General features: G+C 56.2%; 16 protein-coding genes. 10 read left to right on the top strand and 6 right to left on the bottom strand.

The window, feature by feature from the left end; all coding sequences use genetic code 11:
- Positions 1-34: 34 nt before the first annotated feature.
- Positions 35-2,305 (bottom strand): 5-methyltetrahydropteroyltriglutamate--homocysteine S-methyltransferase, encoded by a 2,271-nt coding sequence (gene metE, locus ACFPPD_RS05130; RefSeq protein ID WP_209746449.1) that lies wholly within the window; start codon positions 2,303-2,305, stop codon positions 35-37.
- Between the two features lie 718 nt (positions 2,306-3,023).
- Positions 3,024-3,530: an SRPBCC domain-containing protein gene (locus ACFPPD_RS05125; RefSeq protein ID WP_209746447.1), complete on the bottom strand. Its 507-nt coding sequence runs from the start codon at positions 3,528-3,530 to the stop codon at positions 3,024-3,026.
- Positions 3,531-3,793: 263 nt separating this feature from the next.
- Here ACFPPD_RS05125 and ACFPPD_RS05120 point away from each other — a divergent pair, with 263 nt between their 5' ends.
- Complete coding sequence (locus tag ACFPPD_RS05120) at positions 3,794-4,651, top strand: class II fructose-bisphosphate aldolase (protein WP_209746445.1); 858 nt, start codon at positions 3,794-3,796, stop codon at positions 4,649-4,651.
- 79 nt (positions 4,652-4,730) lie between these two features.
- On the opposite strand, the gene ACFPPD_RS05115 is transcribed toward ACFPPD_RS05120, so the two are convergent.
- Positions 4,731-6,962, bottom strand: a complete 2,232-nt coding sequence (locus ACFPPD_RS05115) for a M56 family metallopeptidase (RefSeq protein ID WP_209746443.1) — start codon at positions 6,960-6,962, stop codon at positions 4,731-4,733.
- Complete coding sequence (locus ACFPPD_RS05110; protein WP_209746441.1) at positions 6,959-7,336, bottom strand: BlaI/MecI/CopY family transcriptional regulator; 378 nt, start codon at positions 7,334-7,336, stop codon at positions 6,959-6,961. Before ACFPPD_RS05110 ends, ACFPPD_RS05115 begins: the two co-directional genes overlap by 4 nt.
- Before the next feature lie 247 nt (positions 7,337-7,583).
- Here ACFPPD_RS05110 and ACFPPD_RS05105 point away from each other — a divergent pair, with 247 nt between their 5' ends.
- Positions 7,584-8,093 (top strand): SRPBCC domain-containing protein, encoded by a 510-nt coding sequence (locus ACFPPD_RS05105; RefSeq protein ID WP_209746439.1) that lies wholly within the window; start codon positions 7,584-7,586, stop codon positions 8,091-8,093.
- Positions 8,094-8,193: 100 nt separating this feature from the next.
- On the opposite strand, the gene bglX is transcribed toward ACFPPD_RS05105, so the two are convergent.
- On the bottom strand, positions 8,194-10,326 hold the full coding sequence (gene bglX, locus ACFPPD_RS05100) for a beta-glucosidase BglX (protein WP_378081484.1): 2,133 nt from the start codon (positions 10,324-10,326) through the stop codon (positions 8,194-8,196).
- Between the two features lie 305 nt (positions 10,327-10,631).
- On the opposite strand from bglX, the gene ACFPPD_RS05095 reads away from it, so the two are divergent.
- On the top strand, positions 10,632-11,612 hold the full coding sequence (locus tag ACFPPD_RS05095) for a LacI family DNA-binding transcriptional regulator (RefSeq protein ID WP_209746435.1): 981 nt from the start codon (positions 10,632-10,634) through the stop codon (positions 11,610-11,612).
- A gap of 18 nt (positions 11,613-11,630) precedes the next feature.
- Entirely contained in the window at positions 11,631-14,423 is a 2,793-nt protein-coding gene (locus ACFPPD_RS05090; protein ID WP_209746433.1) for a glycoside hydrolase family 3 C-terminal domain-containing protein, read from the top strand.
- A 471-nt stretch (positions 14,424-14,894) separates the two neighbouring features.
- On the opposite strand, the gene ACFPPD_RS05085 is transcribed toward ACFPPD_RS05090, so the two are convergent.
- On the bottom strand, positions 14,895-15,878 hold the full coding sequence (locus tag ACFPPD_RS05085) for a GNAT family N-acetyltransferase (RefSeq protein ID WP_209746431.1): 984 nt from the start codon (positions 15,876-15,878) through the stop codon (positions 14,895-14,897).
- A 310-nt stretch (positions 15,879-16,188) separates the two neighbouring features.
- On the opposite strand from ACFPPD_RS05085, the gene ACFPPD_RS05080 reads away from it, so the two are divergent.
- From ACFPPD_RS05080 to ACFPPD_RS05055, 6 genes are all read left to right on the top strand, one after another.
- The gene (locus tag ACFPPD_RS05080) at positions 16,189-16,839 is read left to right on the top strand and encodes a response regulator (RefSeq protein ID WP_209746429.1); all 651 of its coding nucleotides are present in this window, start codon (positions 16,189-16,191) and stop codon (positions 16,837-16,839) included.
- 288 nt (positions 16,840-17,127) lie between these two features.
- Positions 17,128-17,385 carry an acyl carrier protein gene (locus ACFPPD_RS05075; protein WP_209746427.1) on the top strand — a complete coding sequence of 86 codons (258 nt, stop codon included), beginning with the start codon at positions 17,128-17,130 and terminating at the stop codon, positions 17,383-17,385.
- 12 nt (positions 17,386-17,397) lie between these two features.
- Positions 17,398-18,408 (top strand): ABC transporter ATP-binding protein, encoded by a 1,011-nt coding sequence (locus tag ACFPPD_RS05070; RefSeq protein WP_209746425.1) that lies wholly within the window; start codon positions 17,398-17,400, stop codon positions 18,406-18,408.
- Positions 18,380-19,171, top strand: a complete 792-nt coding sequence (locus tag ACFPPD_RS05065; RefSeq protein WP_209746423.1) for an ABC transporter permease — start codon at positions 18,380-18,382, stop codon at positions 19,169-19,171. The genes ACFPPD_RS05070 and ACFPPD_RS05065 overlap by 29 nt, the downstream gene beginning before the upstream one ends.
- A gap of 2 nt (positions 19,172-19,173) precedes the next feature.
- Positions 19,174-20,001: an ABC transporter permease gene (locus tag ACFPPD_RS05060; RefSeq protein ID WP_209746421.1), complete on the top strand. Its 828-nt coding sequence runs from the start codon at positions 19,174-19,176 to the stop codon at positions 19,999-20,001.
- A 30-nt stretch (positions 20,002-20,031) separates the two neighbouring features.
- A complete protein-coding gene (locus tag ACFPPD_RS05055) occupies positions 20,032-21,636 on the top strand; it encodes a bifunctional metallophosphatase/5'-nucleotidase (RefSeq protein WP_209746419.1) in 1,605 nt (534 codons plus the stop codon).
- Positions 21,637-21,663 lie beyond the last annotated feature (27 nt).

Genomic DNA, 21,663 nt, shown 5'->3' with positions numbered 1-21,663 from the left:
CTGTAACGTTCAAAAGCGGACTTTTTGAACTACCTTACAGCGTTGCCCTTACTTCCTTCGCCGCTTGCACCAAGTGTCTCAGGCTTGCCCACGTTTCGTTAACGCCCCGCGTCTTCAGTCCGCAGTCGGGATTGACCCATAGCTTGGCGACGTCGATTTTGTCCAGCATGCGGTTCAGTCCTTGCTTGAGTTCATCCACGCTCGGAATGCGCGGGGAGTGAATATCGTAGACGCCAGGACCGACTTCCGTCTGGAATCCGCATTCGTTGATGGCGTCGATGATCGCCAGATCCGACCGGGAAGCTTCGAACGTAATGACGTCGGCATCCATCGCGTCGATATCGCGAATGATATCGCTGAACTGGCTGTAGCACATATGGGTATGGATTTGCGTATCGGCTTGAACGCCGCTATGCACCAACCGGAAAGCGGGGATAGCCCAGCTCAAGTACTCGGCTTGCCAATCGGACTTCCGCAGCGGCAGCTTCTCCCGCAGCGCCGCTTCGTCGATCTGGATGATCTCGATGCGATTCGCTTCCAGATCCAGCACTTCTTCCCGGATCGCCAGCGCGATCTGAAGAGCGCTAGTCTTCAAGCTAATGTCTTCGCGCGGGAAGGACCAGTTGAGGATCGTGACCGGACCGGTGAGCATGCCTTTGACCGGCTTGTCGGTCAAGCTCTTGGCGTAGGCCGAATATTCGACGGTCATCGGCTTGGAACGGCTGATGTCTCCCCATACGATCGGCGGTTTCACGCATCTCGTGCCATAGGACTGTACCCAGGCGTATTCCGTGAAAATAAAGCCGTCCAAGCTCTCGCCGAAGTATTCGACCATATCGTTGCGTTCGTATTCGCCATGGACGAGGACGTCCAAGCCGATCTCTTCTTGAAGCGCGACGCATTCCGCGATTTTGTCGAAGTTGAACTGTTTGTACTGTTCTTCGGATACGGCGCCTTTCTTGAACGAGAAACGGTTCGCCCGGACGTCGGCCGTCTGCGGGAACGATCCGATCGTCGTCGTCGGCAGCGGAGGCAGGTTGAACTTGGCTTTCTGAACGGCTTCCCGCTCGGCGAACGCGGGCAGCCTCGTGAAGTCCGCATCCGTCAGAGCGGAAGTTCTCGCTTGCACGGCTTCGTTGACGGTATAACGAGAGCCGTTAAAGAGGGTCTCATTGTGGATATACGTCTCGGTCGCATACGGATCCGCGTAATCCAACATCGCTTTGAGCTCCGCGAATTCACGAAGCTTCTCCTCCGCGAACGAGAAGTGGCTTTTGTTGTCGGCCGACAGCTTCGATTCGTGCTTCAAGGAATAAGGCACGTGCAGGAGCGAGCAGGAGGAGCCGATGACCAATTGCTTGGCCAGCCCTTGTAATTCTCCAATGAGCGCAAGCGTGTTCTTGTATTTGTTCTTCCAGATGTTCTTCCCGTTCACGACGCCGGCGAACAGTACTTTATCGTCCGCGAACCCGTATTGGCGCACGAGGTCCAGCGACTTCTTGCCTTCGACGAAGTCGATGCCGATGCCGTCGAACGGAAGGCCTTGAAGCTCCCGATAGCCGTCGCGCACGTCTCCGAAGTAAGTCTGGACGAGAACCTTCACGTTTCCTTTGGCGGGTAGAATGCGGGCGTACAGCTTCGAGAACAGCACGAGATCCTCTTTGGACAAATCCGTAACCAACTGGGGTTCGTCCAGTTGGATCCATTCCGCGCCGAGCTCGTTCAATTTTTTCAGCACGTTCACGTAAGCTTCCGCCGCTTCGCTAACGAAGTCTTCGGCTTGCTTGGCGCCCGTATATCTCGCCAGCTTCAACAGCGTAAAAGCACCGATCAATACGGGCTTCGTAACGATATTTTGCTGTTTCGCTTCCAAGAACTCGTCGAACAGCTTCGTTCCCGTGAGCCGGATGCTCGCGGAATCGTCGATTTCGGGCACCATATAGTGGTAGTTCGTATTGAACCATTTTTTCATCGCCAACGCTTTAACGTCGCCTTGCTCGCCTTGATAACCTCTGGCCATGGCGAAATACGTTTCCAGCGGGCTCAGACCGAGCGCTTGATAGCGCTGCGGGACGATATTCAACAAACAAGCCGTATCGAGCAGACCGTCATAGAAGGAAAAATCGTTGGACGGAATATAATCGATGCGATTCTCTTGTTGGATTTTCCAATGGGCGGCTCTCAGCTCGGCACCCGTACGGTGCAGCTCGCTCGCCGTAATCTCGCCTTTGAAGTATTTCTCCGACGCGAATTTCAGTTCTCTTAATGACCCGACTCTCGGGTAGCCGATAATGGAAGTTTTCAAATTCGACAGCTCCTCGTACTGAACTTTGATCTCAGTATAGAGGGGAGAATCGTTATCGGGAAACACATAAATACTATGTCGAGGTATAGTTTTTAGCTATGGTAATGTTGTGCCGGGAGGCGGAAAAAGGCGCAAAAAAACGCCGGCCCGCCGGCGTTTTTTCGTTGGTATATTAGAATTTATAACATTTCGGGGGTTGAAGATCCCCGCTTCTTTTCGTTTTTCGATGCGCGGAGGCGCGAGAGCGGGTGGGGTGGGGCGAGTTAGAGTGTTTGGGAGAGTAACTCGGCGTCCAAACTAGGAGGAGCGAGAGATACGGAGTGAGGCTAATAGCCAAGAGTCCCCTTCACCTCGACTTTTTGGCGGAATGAGGTGCAGTGAAGTTGTGATTTTCGGCGAATAAGATCTCGAGTTTGATCGAAAGGTGAGCGAGGGAGCGTTTCGACAAAAACACCTCCAACGTCAAAGGACGCCTGAGGTGTTATTGTTTGTGTATATTCGCCGCATTTCGGGATTTCGCCGAAGTAGCATCCTCCCAGACCGCTAACTGCATCGTTAGTGGTTTGATTTCAGAGGGGGTGGGATCTGTTGCGATATTTATTGTGCGCAACCGCCGCCGACGAGCCGCAACTGCACGCCTTGCGCACAAAAATTGTGCGGAACCACCGTAGCGATCCGCGGTCGCATGCCTTGCGCACAATAATTGTGCGAAACGGGATCAGGCTTTCGCCAAGTGTTCTTCGAGTTGATCGAACGTGCCGGTGAAGCCTTGCTGCATGGAATCGTGCATCGATTCGTACAGCTTGAGCTCGTCTTCCGTGGCGTTGATCGGGCCTCCGCGAAGCGTGAGGGTCGTCTTGCCGTCCTGCTCGTCGAACGTCAATACGTTCAGGACTTCCAGCGGGAACGTCAGAAGGAACGGCGGTCGAACGATGTTGCCCTCCGGATCCGAGAAGGAATTGACGAAGACGATCTTCTCCGCGGGAACGATTTCCCGGTACACGAACTTGCCCCACATTTCGTTGCCGTCGGGGGCCTTCATGCAGTAATGGAAAGTGCCGCCCGGACGGAAATCCAGCGTGGCGACGCTGATCGCGAGTCCTTTCGGCCCCCACCAATGCTGCAGGTGCTCCGCCTCGGACCATGCTTTGAATACGAGATCCCGAGGGGCGTTGAAGGTACGGGAAATGACGAACTCGCTCGTCGCTGCTTGATGTTCGGACATGAGTATTCATCGCTCCTTGGCTTACGGTTTTGTTGATTAGAATATAACTGTTTTAGAATATTCCTGTCAAGGAATATTAAGCCCATTAGTATCCCCTATATTTTCCTTCTTATGCGCCTGTCTCGAAGTAAGCGCTTGAAAAAGACGGAATGCCGGTTTTCGAGTCTTTTCGCCGGGTCGAAGCGCCGAAATTGTTGACTGAGGACGCCAAATCGGAGATGATAGGCTGTAGGGATTTGAATAGGCGTAGGAGGCTGTTAAAGATGGCATTGGTATCGATGAAGGACATGCTGAACAAAGCACTGAAAGAAGGATACGCGGTAGGCCAGTTCAACATCAACAACTTGGAGTGGACTCAAGCGATCCTCGGCGCCGCCGAAGCGGAGAAATCCCCGGTTATTCTGGGCGTATCCGAAGGCGCTGCGCGTTATATGGGAGGATTCAAAGTCGTTACGGCGATCGTGAATTCCCTGATCGACGAAATGAAAATCTCGGTTCCCGTCGCGATCCATCTGGACCACGGTTCGAGCTTCGACAAATGTAAAGCGGCTATCGATGCCGGATTCTCTTCCGTCATGATCGACGCTTCCCACGACCCTTTCGAAGAGAACGTCAGAATCACCAAAGAAGTCGTCGCTTACGCGCACGAGCGCGGCGTATCGGTCGAAGCCGAGCTCGGTACGGTCGGCGGACAAGAAGACGACGTTATCGCTAACGGCGTTATCTACGCGGACCCTGCGGAGTGCAAACAACTCGTAGACCGCACGGGCATCGATTGCCTCGCTCCGGCTCTCGGTTCCGTTCACGGCCCTTACAAAGGCGAGCCTAACCTGGGCTTCAAAGAAATGGAAGAGATCTGCAAGACGGCCGGCGTTCCATTGGTATTGCACGGCGGGACAGGCATTCCGACGGAACAGATCAAGAAGTCGATCTCCCTTGGAACGGCGAAAATCAACGTCAACACGGAGAACCAAATCGAATTCACGAAAGCCGCTCGCGCAGCCCTGGCCGCCGATGCGGAAGTATACGATCCGCGTAAATTCCTTACGCCGGGCCGCGATGCCATCAAAGCAACGGTCATCGGTAAAATCCGCGAGTTCGGATCTTCCAATAAAGCTTAATAAGCACGCTGCTTCAATAAGAAGCGAAAGAACCTCCTCGACAGGATCACAGGGTCGAGGAGGTTCTTTTTGTTGTCGCCTAGCGGACGGGAGCAAGCGCTAAATCCTTGATGCTCTCTTCCCGGAGGCTCTCTAGACCGAGGAAGGAGGCGGTATAATAAATGCCGTTCTGCTTCCACAAGCCGAAGCTTTGCGTTTGTTTATCTTTGTTATCGGCGCCGAGTCCGTACGGATCGTAGACATGCCGGGTGTCGTCGTAGAAGATCACGTCGACGCCTTGAACGTCGATCGTCTTCACGGCCGTCAGCTTGGTTACGTCGACGAGGGGTGCTTTGCTTTGATAGAACGCGATTTCGTCGTTGAGTTCGAATCCGCGGGTATCGTATCTGGCGCGGTACGAATTCTTGATCGTATCCTCGTCCGGTCTGAACGTATAGCCCGTATTCCGATCTTCGGCCCGAAGCAGGACCGATTCGATCAGCTGCAGGCGGCTGTTCGACAAGGAGAGAGGGAACTTCGTTTTGAAGCCGAGAATGTTCTCCGCTTTCTCCAAGTCCTGCTTCTCGTAGAGTGGGAACGAGTTGCCTTCGCCGTCGTAGCGGACTTGCCGGATTTGTTCCGGGTAGGCAAAGGACCGTACCATTTTCGCCAGATCGCCTTGGGAGACGTTTCTTCTGCGGTAAGGAAGGCCTTCTTTCATCGTATGGTTCTCGCTGTAGTAGTTCAGGGCGTACCAGACGCCCTTGTCATTCCATACGAAGCTGTTGGCAATTTCCGGCTCGTGGGACTCGTAGCTTTGCGTTTGCGTGACCAACGTGCCCTGGATGCCGGCGATCGTAACCTCGTCATGCCGATAGGTATAAGCCTTCGCGGCGCCCCAAGTCCACGGAGCGATATTACCGGTTCCCCATACCAGATCATGGGTCTCCAGCAGATTCCCCTTGGAGGCGACCAGTTCGATGATTTGCTCTTCGAATTGTCCGAAGTTCGATACGAATGTCGCGGACGCGAGGTTGTCGGCCTGCTTGACGTACTTCTCGAGCACTCCGACATTCTCCAACCGATAGCCGGCAGGAAGATAGTCGGGTACCTTGAACCGGAAACCGGCATAATCGTTGGCTCGGTCCAACGTAGAGAACCATTTGGCATAATCGTTCAGTCTTTGGATCTTTAAGGAGTTCGGATGTTCCGGAGGGGCGCTTACGCCGGCGCTATTCGCGGTCTTGGACGCGGAAGGAAGCAAGACGGCGCCTAGAGCGAGCACAAGGATCATCGCGGCTACGGTAAGTTTAGACGAACTTTTTTTGAACTTGGCGATCATCGTGATTCTCCGTTTCATTTCATGGTGGTTTTCGAAAAAGTGAGATAGGTTGACCCGTGGAGAAGCGCTTCGGGCGACTAACCGCGACAGCATCAGGAGCGTCATCCCGTAAGACGAAGCTTCCCGTTCGCCCAGCGCGTCGAGTACGCCCGCGTCGCAAGCGACTTCCCGGTCGGCCTTCATTTTCTTAATGGCCAACCAGACGGCGGGATTGTACCAGTGGAGCCATAACGCCAGCGTCCACAGAGAGTTGAACCATAAATCTTTTCTTCTATAATGGGTCAGCTCATGCAGGAGGATGTGCGTCAGTTGGCGCGAATCCGCGATGCCGACGATATCTTCCGGCAAATAAATACCCGGCTTGATCAGACCGTAGAGACACGGGCTTTGCAATCTGCTTGTCTCATAGAGGGCGATCGGTTGCCGAATGCCCAATTGCTCCTTGCACGCTTCCAGAATGGAAAGCGCTTCTTCGTCGTCGAGCTTGAGGGAAGTTCTCATGGTTGCGTTGAATCTCAGCGCGATGAACAGGTAGAACGAACCTAGAGCAAGAAGGCCTCCAAGCCATGCGAGCGAGGCAATCGATTGCCAGCTCAATTGTGCCAATCGATCCTTCGCGGAGGGAGCCGATTCCGATTGCAGGTCAGGTTGAACTTGAGCGGAGCTAGACGCCGATGCCGGATTCGAAGCTGCAGCGGGAATCGGATGCCCATCGTCGCTAGCAGCCGGTTCGGGGCGGAATTCGAAGTCAGTTTGCCAAGAAAGATCGTCATGCATCGCCTGCGGCACGAGATTAAACAGGCTGACCGGGCTTTGCGGAGCAATAGGAACAAGAAGCTTAATCAAGACGAGCAACCACAAGGCAAGGATGATTCCCGGACTCAGACGCCGAAGGAACAGCTTCCGAATCAAGAGCACTAGCAAGATCATGAAGGTAGAAGCCAAGGATGCGGTCAATGTGATGGAGAAAATCGTCTCGAGAAGTCTCATGATTTCTTCATGCTTTCCAATAGCCGTTGAAGCTGCTCGATATCCGTGTCGGAAAGCTTCTCTTCTTCGAGGAACTTGGCGCACATCATGCCGACGGCTCCGTTATACACCCGATCCAGGAACGATCTGTTTTCGGTTTTTAAATAGTCGTCATGCGACACGAGCGGATAATAGAGATAGTTCCTGCCGGATTTCTCGAATCGGATGGCCTGTTTCTTATGTAGCCTGTTAATGAAGGTCTTGATCGTCTGATCGGACCATTGCATCCGCTGCGTCAGTTCGACGATGATCTCGTTGGCTGAGAGTGGCTCTTTCCGCCAGAGCAATTTCATCACTTCGCTTTCGGCTTCGGTAATGTGCGGAGGTTGGTTCATCGCTTTCACCTTTTCTATCCGATTTGTTTACAGACGTAAACGATGTTTAAAATTTACACGCGTAAACGATAATAGTCAAGCTGAAAAGATCACCAAGAGAAAATGAGCTCGCCAAATAATATTCCTTTACAGGAATATTCTCGTTGTGGTATATTTAATTCATGAAAGCGGCGACTAGCAGCGAGAGGGTATCCGGATCATGATGACGGCGAATCGCCGAACTTTAAACCATTTGGAGGGAACAATAATGACGAACAAAATGTTGACGAAGGTAGAAGGAAACGAGTTAATTCTGGAGCGGGTATTCAACGCGCCGCGCGAGCTGGTGTTCAAAGCGTTCTCCGAAGCCGAGCATCTGAAGCGTTGGTGGGGACCGCGCGGCTGGGAGCTTACGGTATGCAACGTCGACTTCCGTCCGGGCGGCGTATGGCATTACTGCATGAAGTGCATGGATAAGAATCAAGGAGATTTCTACGGCTTCGAATCCTGGGGCAAAGGGGTTTACGGGGAGATCTCGGCGCCGGAGTCGATCGTCTATGTCGACTACTTCTCGGATGCCGAAGGCAACGAACTGGACGTGATGCCTTCCGCTCGGATCGCGATGACGTTCGAGCCGTTCGAAGGCAAGACGAAGCTGGTCAGCAGAGCCGTCTACGAATCCGCCGAAGCACTGAAAAAAGTGATCGAGATGGGGATGGAGCAAGGCATTACCGAAACGTGGGACCGTCTCGAGGAGCATCTGCAAGCCGTTCGGTAACTCGACATCAGCAAGGCCGTCAGGCATAGCGCCTTCAAGCGATGTACGCAAAAGCCCTCCGAGTCTGCCGAGTCAACGGCGGAATCGGAGGGCTTGTTCATTACTTAACCAATCGGAACGGAAGAGCGGCGTTATCCCGGCTGCTTGCGCCGACGAACGCGACGAACGCGCCCGCGTCGCTGCTAAGCGACAGATCGGAATGATAATACCGGAGCCGCTCCTCGGTCAGTTCGAAGACGACTTCGCGGCTCTCTCCGGGCCGCAGCGCGACTTGGCGGAAAGCCTTCAGTTCCTTCACCGGGCGAACGACTTCGCCGGAGACGTCCCTGACGTAGAGCTGGACGGTCTCGACGCCGGCGACGGCTCCCGTATTGGTCACCCGCACCGTGACGGCCAGAGGCTGCCCGGGCGTCATCGTATCCGAAGACAGCGCGGCTTCCGCATATTCGAAGGATGCGTAGCCAAGGCCGTAGCCGAACGGCAATAACGGCTCGTTCGGAATGTCCAAATACTGCGAGACGTAACGCGCTTGCGCGTCCGGCGCGCCTTGGGGGCGTCCGGTGTTGAAGGCGTTGTAATAGACGGGCACTTGTCCGACGCTGTATGGGAACGACATCGTCAGGCGACCGGACGGATTGACGTCGCCGAACAGCAGGTCCGCGACGGCCAGGCCGCCTTCGGAGCCCGGGAACCAGGCTTCGAGTACCGCGTTCGATTCCTCGAATACGCCGTGAAGGTCGAGCGGCCGCCCGTTGAACAGAACGGCGACGATCGGCTTGCCAAGCGCTTGGACGCGTCGGATAAGCTCGAGCTGGGCTTGCGGCAGCCGAATGTCCGCCCGGCAGCCGGCTTCGCCGCTCATGTCGGAGTGCTCGCCGAGCGCGAGGACGACGACGTCGGCTTCTTGCGCCGCCGCTGCCGCTTCCAGCCACCGCTCCTCTTCGAAGGCGTCGATGCCGCAGCCGTCGGCGACGGTCATTCCGGCCGGAGCCGACAGCTTGCCGCGGATCGCTTCGGCCAGGCGGACGACGGCTTCTTGCGAACCGGTCCACGACCAAGGGCCGAGCAGATCGCCGGTGCGGGCGAACGGTCCGATGACCGCGACGCGTTGCGTCGGCTTCAGCGGCAGCACGCCATCGTTCTTCAGGAGCACGCAAGACTTGTGCGCGAGATCGAGCGCGGCTGCGCGATGGGCGTCGCTAAACACGATTTCCTTCTCGCGCTCCGGATCCGCGGCGCGGTACGGATTGTCGAACAAGCCCAGCTTGTCCTTCAATTGCAGGATGCGAAGCACCGCTTCGTCGATAAGCGACTCTTCCGCTTCGCCGCTGCCGACGAGCTCGGACAAGTGATGCGCGTAGCAAGCGGTCATCATCTCGATGTCGACGCCGGCTTTCATCGCTTTCAGCGCCGCTTCCGACTCGTCGGCGGCGATGCCGTGCGCGATCAGTTCCTTCACCGCGCCCCAGTCGGAGATCAGCACGCCGTCGAAGCCCCATTCCTCTCGCAGCAGCTTGCGCATCAGCGGCGCGTTGCCGGTGGCCGGGATGCCGTCGACCGTATTGAAGGACGTCATGACCATCTCGCAGCCTTCGTCGAGCGCCGCCTTGTAGGCGGGCAAGTAGAACTCCCGAAGCTGGCGGGCCGACAGGTCCACGGTATTGTAATCGCGGCCGGCTTCCGCCGCGCCGTAGGCGGCGAAGTGTTTCACGCAAGCGGCGACGCGATCTTGGTCGCCCGTCAGATCGGAGCCCTGGAAGCCGCGGACGAACGCCCGCGCGAACAGCGAATTCAAGTAAGGATCTTCGCCCGTCGATTCCATTACCCGGCCCCAACGGGGGTCGCGTACGAGATCGACCATCGGAGCGTAAGTGACGTGAACGCCGGAGACGGATGCTTCCTTGGCGGCGATCTCCGCGCTGAGCTCGGCGAGCTCCGGATTCCATGAACATCCGATCGCGAGCGGAACGGGGAAGATCGTCTTGAAGCCGTGAACGATATCCGCCATCATCAGCAGGGGAATGCCTAGCCGATTGTTTTCCAGATGCTTACGTTGGACGTTGATCGTCTCTTGCGCGCCGGCCATGCCGAGCACCGATCCGGCGTTATGAACCGTCTGCTCCGTTATGCCGAGCGAGGCCATCGGGCCGGTAATCAAGCCCGCATCCGAGGCGCCCTCGAAGAAGGGGACGGCGAGCTGGATCAATTGGGCGATTTTCTCGTCCAACGTCATTCGTTCGAGATAGTCGCGCAAGGGAAGTTTCTCGCGCGAGGAAGCGGGTAGGCGGGAAGTAGAATCGGACATCGATGGGTACCCTCTTTCTGTTGGTCGCTAGTTGTCGAAACGTTTCTACGATGATTATAATTCCGACTCTCGCGAACGTCAAACGTTCGATCGTAGTTGAAAACATAAGGTGTTTCCTCTATGATAATAAGGATGTTGCTAATAATGCTGCCCTAAAGAGACGGATTTCTTGGAATTTCACGTTGAATTGAAACGTTTCGACGGACAACGAAACGGATAAAGGGGGTCGAGTCGTGGTCAGCATTAAGGATATCGCCAAGAAGGCGGGCGTCTCCATATCGACCGTGTCTTACGCGCTGAACGGCAGCGACCGGATCATGAAGGAAACGGCCGAGCGGATAACGGCTATCGCAGCCGAGATGGGTTACGTCCCGAACGGGGCGGCTCGGAGGCTCAAGAAGCGGGAGTCTATGCTGATCGGCATGTACATAACGGACTATAGCGGTCACTTCTACGGGGATCTGCTTCAAGGCGTCAGAGACGAGCTCAGTCGCAAAGGCTACGATCTCATCGTCTGCAGCGGGCGCCGTTCGCATCGGTTGATTCCGGAGCGAACGTTCGACGGCGCCATTATTCTCGATGCGGCGTTCTCCGACGAGGAACTGATCGTGTACGCGGACCGGGGGCATAAGCTAGTCGTTCTGGACCGGGAACTGAATCACGCCAACGTCAATCAAGTGCTGCTCGACAACAAAGCGGGTGCGACGCTGGCGATGGAATACTTATTGAGCCAAGGGCACGACCGAATATACGTCGTTAGCGGCCCGGAAGGCTCCTATGACGCTCGGCAGCGAATGCGCGCCGTCAGACAGGTCATGGAACGCGCGCCTCGCGCGAGCTTCACGGAAATACCGGGTTCCTTCGATAATGAGTCCGGTTACGAGGCGGGAGCGTTAATCGCGGCAGAGTACGATCGGCCCGCGGCGGTCTTCTGCCTGAACGACGGGATGGCGATCGGATTGTTCGACTATATTCAAACCCGCACCTCTCTCGTCGTCGGCGAGCACATTCATTTGATTGGTTATGATAACATCGAGCCGGCGAGGTATATGCGTCCGAGGCTGGCCACGATCGATTACTCCATGCGGAAATGGGGAGCGCTCGCCGCCGAACAACTGCTCAAGATGATCGGCGGCGAACCCGTCGAGTCCGAGCGCGTTTACGTGAAACTAATCGAGGGGGACTCCGTGAAGAGAGTCCTCGCCGAGGGATAAGTCAGGGGAGGAAACAAGTTGAGTACGCAGAAAGAGAACGTGGGAGTTCCATTGGAAGGCTTCGCAGAGTTCAGCCGTACGGTCGCCGCGGAAGGCGCGGTTCTGCTCAAGAACGACGGACAAGCTCTTCCGCTCCGAAGCGGCGATAACGTGTCGGTTTTCGGAAGAACGCAAGTCAATTACTACCGTAGCGGCACGGGTTCGGGCGGGAGCGTCCATGTCGCATATACGACGAATCTGCTAAGCGGCTTACGCGGCAAGAAGAACGTTGCCGTCAACGAAGAGCTGGCAGCCGTCTACGAGAAGTGGATCGAGAGCCATCCGTTCGATAACGGCGGGGGCGGGTGGGCCGCGGAACCGTGGCATCAGCAGGAAATGCCTCTTACCGACGAACTCATGGCCGCGGCAAGAAGCCGATCGAACAAGGCCGTCGTCGTTATCGGACGCACGGCGGGAGAAGATCAGGATAATGCGGACAAGCATGGCAGCTATCAACTAACGCCGGACGAGAAAGCGATGTTGAAGCAGGTGACGGCACGCTTCGAACAAACCGTCGTCGTGCTGAACGTTTCCAATATCATCGATATGAGCTGGATGGAAGCCGAGGAGCACGTCCATCCGATTCCTTGCGTCATTTACGCTTGGCATGGCGGCATGGAAGGCGGGAACGCGATCGCCGACGTGCTGGCGGGCGACGTAACGCCGAGCGGGAAGTTGACCGATACGATCGCCCGTTCCATCGAAGATTACCCGTCGACTCGCAATTACGGCAACGAGTTCGCGAACTTGTATCAGGAAGACATCTACGTCGGCTATCGCTACTTCGAGACATTCCGCCCGGATCGCGTTCAGTTCGAATTCGGTTTCGGTCTCTCGTATACGTCGTTCCATCTCGAGCCCCAGGAAGCCAGACTGACATCGGTTGAGGGCGAAAATGCCGTCTCTATCGACGTAACGGTAACGAATACGGGAACGGCCTACGCGGGCAAAGAAGTCGTGCAGGTCTACTACGAAGCGCCTCAAGGTAAGCTAGGGCAACCGGATAGAGCGTTGGCGGCATTCGGCAAAACAGGTTTGCTTCAACCCGGCGAATCGCAGCGTCTGACCGTGAGTTTCCCCGTTCGTTCGATGGCTTCTTACGACGACGCCGGCGTGACGGGGCACCGATCCGCCTACGTGCTGGAAGCGGGAACGTACCGGCTCTATGCGGGAACGAGCGTCAAGAACGCGGCGGCGGTCGGCCTGCAAAATCAAATCGGTTACGTCGTTGAAGAGCTTCAAGTCGTAGAGCAGCTCGAAGAGGCGATGGCGCCGACGGCGGACTTCACGAGGATGAAGCCCGGCTCCCGCAAGGAAGACGGTTCGTACGAGCTCGTCTTCGAAGAGGCGCCGAAGCGCGCGATCTCGATGGCGGAGCGGATCGAGAACCGTCTGCCGGCTTCGCTTGCGCAGACCGGCAATCAAGGCCATACGCTGAGAGACGTCCGCGACGGCAAGGTCTCGATGGAAGATTTCATCGCGCAGCTGAGCGACCAGGATCTGGCCGCGATCGTCAGAGGCGAAGGCATGAGCAGTCCGCTCGTGACGCCGGGCACGGCTTCGGCTTTCGGAGGCGTCAGCGACAGCCTGTTCAACTTCGGCATTCCGGTCGGCTGCACGGCGGACGGACCGTCCGGGATCCGGATGGACAGCGGGCAGAAGGCGACTCAGGTGTCCATCGGCACGTTATTGGCGGCGACTTGGGATACGGAGCTGGTCGAACGGCTGTACGTCATGGAAGGCCGGGAATTGGTCCGCAACAACGTGGACACCTTGCTCGGGCCCGGCTTGAATATCCGGCGCAGTCCTCTTAACGGCCGTAATTTCGAGTACTTCTCGGAAGATCCGCTGATCTCCGGCGCGTTCGCCGCGGCATGCACGCGAGGGATCATAAAGGGCGGCTCTAACGCCACGCTGAAGCATTTCGCCTGCAACAATCAGGAGAAGCACCGAAGCAAGGTGGACGCCGTCGTATCCGAACGCGCCCTTCGGGAGATTTACTTGAAAGGCTTCGAGATCGCGGTCAAGGAAGGCGGCGCGAACTCGATCATGACCTCCTATAACCCGATCAATGGTCACTGGGCGGCGTCCAATTACGATTTGAATACGACGATTCTTCGCGGGGAATGGGGCTTCAAGGGCATCGTCATGACGGATTGGTGGGCGGTCATGAACGATGTCGCTCACGGAGGCTCCCCAGATCGCAAATATACGAACTGGATGGTCCGCGCGCAGAACGATCTGTACATGGTCGTCAGCAACTACGGCGCGGAGATCAACGCGTACGACGACAACACGCTGGAATCGCTGGCGAACGGCACCCTGACCCGAGGCGAGCTGCAACGCTCCGCCATGAACATCTGCGGCTTCTTGATGCGCGCTCCGGTCTTTTCGAGGAAACAAGTCATCGAAGAGACGATCGAGACGTTCAAGGCGAGCGTAGCAATACCGGCGGAACAAGCGCAGTCTCTGTCCGACAACGCGCAAGTTAAACCTGCCGTAGCCGGATCGACCTGGATGAAGGCGGATCAAGCCGGAACATACCGGATCATCGTGAACATCATGTCTCCGGAATCCGAACTCGCCCAAAGCGCCTGCAACGTGACGCTGAACGGCCAATTGATGACGACCGTTCAGACGAACGGGACGGAAGGCAAATGGATTCGGCAGAAGCTCGTAAAAGTCGCATTGGAAGAAGGCTATTACGAATTGAAATTGGAGTTTGTCAAACCGGGCTTGCAGATCGACTGGATCGAATTCAAGCAAGCGTGAATACGCGGTAAAACGAAGGCACCCGACAGGGAGGCACCCGAAAGGGTGCCTTTTCAAGTTATCGAGAATGCCTCGGCAGGCTGGCACCTCGATTACGGACTATTGCGAGGGGTACGCTCAAGCGCCTCTCTGCCGACAAACTGCAAAAGTACAGGTTGATCGGTCCCAGATCAGCAAAACGACTCAACAACCTGCAAAAATGCAGTTTGATGAGCCGAAAGGGGCCGTTTCACGCGAGAAGCAGCAAACAACCTGCATATTTGCATTTTGTCCGCGAACAAATGAAGAACATAGCCAAACAACCTGCATTTTTGCATTTTGTCCGCACATCGGAGCGAGTAGGCAAAGCCTGAACGGCAGATCGGAGATACACGATTTCAAGCACCCGTAGATAGCGGTTCGATTAAAGCTCGCGGACCCCGTAAATAGCGGTTCGATTTAATCTCGCGAACCCCGTAGATAGTGGTTCGCCTAAAGCTCCCGAACCATCTTATAGTTCCCCGGTTCCGCGCGGAATCCGATCAGATCGCGGTTGATCCGAAGCATGGGGACATTCATGGAGTCGTTGTGCGTTTTCAAATACGGAGCTCCGCTCGCGAGCGCGGACCGAATGCCGAGCATCTTCAAGGCGAGCGCGATCCGACGGCCTCGGTATTCCGGGAGAACCGCGGTGTACTCGTGATACATCGCGTTCGTCTGCTCGTTGTGCTGCAGCGTGACGACGCCGACGTAGCGGTCTCCGTCTTTGGCGATATGAATCCGCTCGGGGCTTACGCCCGGCAGCCCGATGTTCCATTTTTTCCATTCCTCGAACCACGGAAAATCGCCGGAATAGCCCGGAATATCGGGATGCGTCACGCGGTACAGCTCATGAAGCTTTCTCTCGTTCTCTTCGCCGGGCTCCTCCGACAGCGTGACGAACCGAATGCCTGACCGCTCCGCCTCGCCGATCGAGGCGTTTAGTTTCTCGTCGGCCTCGAACGAACCCAGATCCAGAACGGATTCGAAGGAATGGCGCTCCTTGACGTAGCCGCGGCGCTCCGCGAAAGCGAGCGACCGCTCGTCGGACTCCTTCATGTAGTCGATAAGACGCGAAGCTTTGACTTCCCGCGCCCATTCCAGAACCGTGGCGTATAGCGCCCGGCCTACGCCGTTCCCGCGGACGTCCGGATGAACGACCAGGGTATGGATGATCGCCCCGGCTTCCGTCCATGGCGCCCTCCATGCGATCGCGTAGGCGACGACTTGGCCGTTCCCGTCTTCCGCGACCCACTTCGGACGATCCCAGCCCATGAGCTCGCCCTCTTCGTTATAGTGCAGCTGACCCGGGGGTATTTTCTCTTCGTCGTCCCGCAGCCGCTCGGCCGTCGTCGGCTCCGCCCAGACCAGATTGATCAGCGGCGCGACGGCCGCGAAATCGTCGGGGTGCCGCAATTTGCGAATCGTATATTTCATCGGTTTATCGGCTCCTCCGCCCTATTTTAACATCGTCATTATCGCATAAACCCAAACCCGATTGATGGTAGAGTTTGATTATAATGAAGGTCGCAACGATGACGCGCGTTCGTAAAGTTTGGGAAACCGCTGACCGCTGACACTAAACGACAACTGCCGCTACGGAATAATGCCGAAAGGCACAAGAAGTCGCCCGAAATGTGGTTTATAATAAGAGTGGGCGAAAACGTTTTCCAGTTCATGAAAATTTAGTCATCGGAAGGAGGAGATGCGTAGAGCGCCGACATTCAAAGGATAAAGGAGGGAATTCATGATCCATGTAGTGACAGCGGACAATCGCAGAATCGTATGCGAAGGGATGAAGCTTATTCTAGAGTCGGATTCCGGCATACAGGTCGTCGGAGGCGCCTCTTCCTTGCTGGAAGCTTCCCGGTTATGCGGGCAATTCCGGCCGGATGCCGTTCTGCTCGATGCCGAACTTGCCGTTTGCGGGGATATGGACGGGATTGCCGTTATTCGCGCGGAATCTCAGCAGACGAAAGTCATCGTATTGTCGGACGGAAAGGACGAAGAGCACGTCTTGCGCGCCATTCGGGGCGGAGCCGACGGTTATCTGCTCAAGAGCATCAACGCGCAGGAGCTTGTCATGACCGTCAAAAGCACCGTTCTCGGATTAAGCGTCATTCACCGGGAAGCCTTTATCAGTTTCTCGCGAATGATCGGAACGTCAGGGATCGCGTTATCCGCCTCGCGGACGTCCCTGGAGTCCGCCCTTACGCCAAGGGAGATCGATATCGTCCAGCAGGTGATCGAAGGCAAAGAAAACCGCGAAATCGCGAGAAGCCTCTATATTTCCGAAGGAACGGTCAAGAACGCGATCTCCGCCATTCTCAAGAAGCTGAACCTGAAAACCCGCATCGAGCTCGTGGTCTACGCCATACGCAACCATATCGTCGCATAAGCGCTCAGCCGCCGCGATCCAAGCACAAACGATTTACGCCGACCTTGGCGTAAAACGTTTGTGTCGGAGACGATTCAGTGAAGTATAGCGGACACTTATACGTTCTGAATCGCGCTTCAAAAGGACAAACGGACAACTTTATTGGCCGCTTGTCCTTTTTTTCGTCCGCAAACGGTGCCGCGAGAATAGCCATTTCATGACGGAGGGCATCTGGGTCGGTCATTCGAGTTGTTGTACCGTTAAGTCATCCCCCAATTCTTATCAAATACCGCAAAAGGAGTGAAACGGTTGGAGATTTATGGGGAAATCGCGGATATCGTCGGGATGGTATTTCGCATGGAGCCCGAAAGCTTGGAAAAGATGTCGGGAGACGCTCCGCTCGGCGCGCTCGGCCTGGATTCGCTCAATTGCATGGAAATCGTCGTCCATCTCGAGGAGCGGTTCGATATCGCGTTTCACGACGAAGACCTTCTCCTGGACCGTCTGAACACGATGAACAAGCTGAACGATATCGTACGAAGGAAGCGGGAGCAGTATCAAACTTAGGAGGGCTGCCGAATGAATGGGATTGAAGTCAGCGGACTCGTTAAGGAGTATAAGCTGAACGTTCGCCGCAAAGGCTTGCTCGGGGCGGTCCGGGGGCTGCTCGTGCCCGAACACCAGATCAAGCGCGCGGTCGATTCGATCAGCTTCTCCATCGGCAAGGGAGAAATGGTCGGCTTCATCGGTCCGAACGGAGCGGGGAAATCCACGACGGTGAAGATGCTGACCGGCATACTTGTACCGACTTCAGGCACCGTCACGGTCGGCGGATTGTCGCCATACAAGGACCGCAAGCGCAACGCCGGGCGCATCGGAGTCGTGTTCGGCCAGCGCACCCAGCTGTGGTGGGATTTGCCGGTCATCGATACCTTCGACCTACTGAAGCATGTTTACAAGATTCCGGAGACGGCGTACAGACGCAATATGGATATGTTCGGAGACATGCTCGGCCTCCGCGATTTCATCCAGACTCCGGTCCGGCAGCTCAGCCTCGGCCAGAAGATGAGGGCGGACATCGCCGCCGCGTTGCTGCACGATCCCGAAGTCATCTTCTTCGACGAACCGACGATCGGCCTCGATGTCGTCGCGAAGGAACGAATCCGGCAGTTCATCGTGCAGGTCAACCGGGAAAAAAACACGACGATGCTGTTTACCACCCATGATATGGACGACATCGAGATGACGTGCCGCCGGATGATCATCATCGACCAAGGCGCCAAGCTGTACGACGGAACCGTCGAGGAAATCAAACGCGCGTACGGGCGGGACCGGATTCTGGAGGTGGAGTTCGCCGAGAGAACCGAACTGGCGCCGATGCCAGGAATCGAACTGGTCGAGGAGAAGGACAACCGCAAATGGCTGAAGTTCAGCAAGGACGACATTCCGGTGTCGCAGCTCATCAACCGGCTGTCCCAGCGTTACTCTATCGTCGACTTGACCGTGAAGGAGCCGGAAATCGAGAGCATTATCCGGCAAATTTACCTCGGGGGGATCCGTCTTGAGCCGAGCTTATCTGGCGTTTGCTAAGAAGGCTTTTCAGAACAACGTCGTCTACCGCTCGGAATATTACGCCGGCGTCATCAACGCAATCGTCATGATCTTCGTCAACATCGCGATCTGGAAGGCGATCTACGAGGAAGACGGAGCGCTCGAGGGCGTCCAATTCAAAATGATGGCGACGTACGTGGTGCTCTCCTTTCTGCTGCAGACGCTGTACGTGATGGACGAGTATATCGTGGAAGTGAAGGTGCGGACCGGTTCGATCGCGGCGGATTTGCTGAAGCCCGTTCATTTCCGCCTTTATTTGTTCTCCTTCACCATAGGTACGTTCGCTTTCCGGTTCATCATGCAGTTGCTGCCGGCATTGGTCGTTTCGCTGTTCCTTTTTCAACTGCTTCCGCCGTTTTCGCTGCTCTATTTTTTCTATTTTCTGGCGAGCGCGGCACTTGGGTATCTCGTGCTCTATCATCTGAATTTCCTTGTATGGGTTAGCTCGTTCTGGTTTTACTGGACGTTCAGCCTCGTTACGATCAAGGATACCGCCGTCATGATCCTATCCGGCGCGCTGATCCCGCTATGGTTCATGCCGGAAGGCTGGCAGCGGACGATCGAGCTGACGCCGTTCGCCGCCATCTATTCGACGCCGATTCAGATTTATCTCGGAATGGTGCCGGAGAACGAGATTATGACGAGCATGATTCGGCAGGCGTTATGGGTCGTCGGACTGGCGGCGGCCGGGCACGTCCTGTGGAAAGCGGCAACGCGCAAACTCGTGCTGCAGGGGGGATGAAGGTGGACCGGCATTCGTGGAAGGACCTGCTCGTGCTGTTCTTCAAATATTCGAACATGAATTTGAAGCTGACGCTGGAGTACAAGCTGAACCGCAGCTTGATCACGCTGGCGATCTTCTGCAGGGAAATGGTCGGAGTCGTCGTAATGGGGCTGATCTTGCTTCGGTTCCTGCATATCCGGGGATGGGAGCTGCACGAGATGCTGTTCCTTTATAGCTTTCTGTTTCTATCGTACAGCCTCTTCGTCTTTCTGTTCGCCGGAATCCGCGACTTCGACAACATGGTGCACTCGGGAGAATTCGACAGGCTGCTGATCCGCCCGCTCGGCCTGATGTATCAGATCGTCGCGGCGCGCATCGATTTCTCGGCCACGCTGGGGCACGGCATCGTCGGCGCGCTGCTGTTCGCGAACACCGCGTTCTCCGTCGGCATCGTTTGGACCTGGGGGAACGCCGTCTATTTCGCGTTCGCGCTGATCGGGGGAACGCTGATCCAAGCCGCAATCTTCCTGCTGTCCGCCTGCTTCAGCTTCTGGGCGGTCAAGACGGAGAGCCTGCGGAACCTGATCTTCTTCAACACCCGGAGAATCGCCGGCTATCCGCTGTCGTTCTATCCCGTTTTCATTCAGAAGCTGCTCGTATTCGTCATTCCGTTGTCGTTCGTTAATTATTTCCCGGCCCAGTATTTTCTCCGCAAGGACGACGCGTCCCTGTGGAACGGATACCTGTACCTCACCCCCGTTGTCGGGGCGATTCTGTTCGGGCTCGTATTCCTGTTGTGGAAGCGGGGCGTCCGACAATACTCGAGCACGGGTCATTCCGCTTACTGAGCAACCGGGCAAAGGAGGGACCATCCGATCATGGGCGATCAGGCTCGAACAGCCTCTACCCGTTCTTACCGCAACCTTATCGCGTTTGCCGTCCTGCTGCTCGCGGCGGCTGGATATTTGCTCTACCGATTCGTCGACTTCAACGAAGTCAAGCTGGCGGCAGGTTATTACGACAAGAAAATCACGATCCTCAGCACGGCCGACATTCACGGTCATCTCGTCTACGACGAAGCCAACGGCGGTTATTATACGCTGGACGAAGTCAATGTCGAGATGGGCATGCCGCTGATGAAAGGCATCGTGGACCGCATTCGGGCGAAACATCCGGATGCGCTGCTGCTGGATAGCGGCGACATGTTCCACGGAACGAACGAAGCGAACGTCGACAAGGCGCAGGGCGTGCTGGAGGCGGCGAATCTGATGGGCTTCGACGCGATGGCCGCCGGCAACCACGACTTCGACTTCGGCTTCGAGCGTCTGCTCGAGATCAAGTCCGGATTGAATTTTCCGATCTTGTCGGCCAATACGTACTTTAACGGCGAGCCTGCCTTCCAGGATTACATCATCAAGGAATCCGGCGGGTTGAAGATTGGGATATTCGGCCTTACCGTGCCCGAATCTCTCTCCAATATGAACGTGTTCGATAAGTCGGGGAAGATCGAGTTTCAAGATCCGACGCCTATCGCGGAGAAGATCGTAGCGAAGCTCCGGGAGGAGAAAGCGGATGCGATCGTTCTCGTTTCCCATCTGGGCGACGACCGGGACAAGGAGCTGGTCCTGAAGGTTCCCGGAATCGATCTCGTATTAAGCGGTCATCATCATTGGCTGTACAAGAAGCCCGATCGCGTCGGAGATTCCTATGTGGTCGAAGCCGGTTCCTACAGCACCCACGTCGGCGAAGCGGTACTGTACTTTCGGGACGGCAAGGTGGCGAACATGTCGTGGCAGGTGCACCAGACGAAGAACCGCTCTCTCGAAAATAAAGAGGTGCTCGCCGTCGCCGATAAGTATTACGCCTTGGCCCTGGAGGCCGGCAAGCGGGTCGTCGGGAGCACGGCCGTGGCGCTGGACGGCACCCGAACCCATGTCCGCACCCAAGAGACGAATCTGGCCGACGCGCTTGCCGACGCCATGAGGGAGCAGGGGAAGGCCGACATTGCCCTGCTGAACGGCGGAGCCATCCGCGAAAGCGTTCCGGAAGGCCGGCTCCGGCTGTACGACGTGACGAGGCCGCTACCGTTCGTCAATTCGCTCGTCACCGTGGAGGTCAAGGGCGAGAAGATCTACGAAGCGCTGGAACGCGGCGTTCGCGCCTGGCCGTTCGGCTCCAGCAACGGCGGATTTCTTCAGGTTTCCGGGATCGAATACCGGTTCGACGGCTCCAAGCCGGCAGGTAAACGGATCGTCAGCGTCACCAAGGACGGCCGCCCGCTCGACCGGAACGCCATCTACAAAGTCGCCGTCAACGACTATCTGGTGAACGGCGGCGACAATTTCGAAGAATTCAAGGATGCCAAGCAGCTTGCCAAAGGCGATCTTCTAAGCGCCGTTTTCGCCAAGTATATCGAGAGCAAAGGCGTCATCAAGCCCGTGACGGACGGGCGGATCGAGATCGTTAACGCGCGGTACGAATAAACGATTATAGGGATGCGGAAGGGGTGC

This window comes from Cohnella suwonensis (assembly GCF_042655365.1).
Lineage (GTDB): Bacteria > Bacillota > Bacilli > Paenibacillales > Paenibacillaceae > Cohnella > Cohnella suwonensis.
The sequence above is the reverse complement of the archived record's forward strand: the minus strand, read 5'-3'. Positions and strand labels throughout refer to the sequence as shown.

What these genes read in the sequence shown, in the direction of transcription:
- ACFPPD_RS05125 (WP_209746447.1), bottom strand. Translation starts at nt 3,530, where the DNA reads ATGTCCGAACATCAAGCAGCGACGAGCGAGTTCGTCATTTCCCGTACC.
- ACFPPD_RS05120 (WP_209746445.1), top strand. Translation starts at nt 3,794, where the DNA reads ATGGCATTGGTATCGATGAAGGACATGCTGAACAAAGCACTGAAAGAA.
- ACFPPD_RS05115 (WP_209746443.1), bottom strand. Translation starts at nt 6,962, where the DNA reads ATGAGACTTCTCGAGACGATTTTCTCCATCACATTGACCGCATCCTTG.
- ACFPPD_RS05110 (WP_209746441.1), bottom strand. Translation starts at nt 7,336, where the DNA reads ATGAACCAACCTCCGCACATTACCGAAGCCGAAAGCGAAGTGATGAAA.
- ACFPPD_RS05105 (WP_209746439.1), top strand. Translation starts at nt 7,584, where the DNA reads ATGACGAACAAAATGTTGACGAAGGTAGAAGGAAACGAGTTAATTCTG.
- bglX (WP_378081484.1), bottom strand. Translation starts at nt 10,326, where the DNA reads ATGACGTTGGACGAGAAAATCGCCCAATTGATCCAGCTCGCCGTCCCC.
- ACFPPD_RS05085 (WP_209746431.1), bottom strand. Translation starts at nt 15,878, where the DNA reads ATGAAATATACGATTCGCAAATTGCGGCACCCCGACGATTTCGCGGCC.
- ACFPPD_RS05080 (WP_209746429.1), top strand. Translation starts at nt 16,189, where the DNA reads ATGATCCATGTAGTGACAGCGGACAATCGCAGAATCGTATGCGAAGGG.
- ACFPPD_RS05070 (WP_209746425.1), top strand. Translation starts at nt 17,398, where the DNA reads ATGAATGGGATTGAAGTCAGCGGACTCGTTAAGGAGTATAAGCTGAAC.
- ACFPPD_RS05055 (WP_209746419.1), top strand. Translation starts at nt 20,032, where the DNA reads ATGGGCGATCAGGCTCGAACAGCCTCTACCCGTTCTTACCGCAACCTT.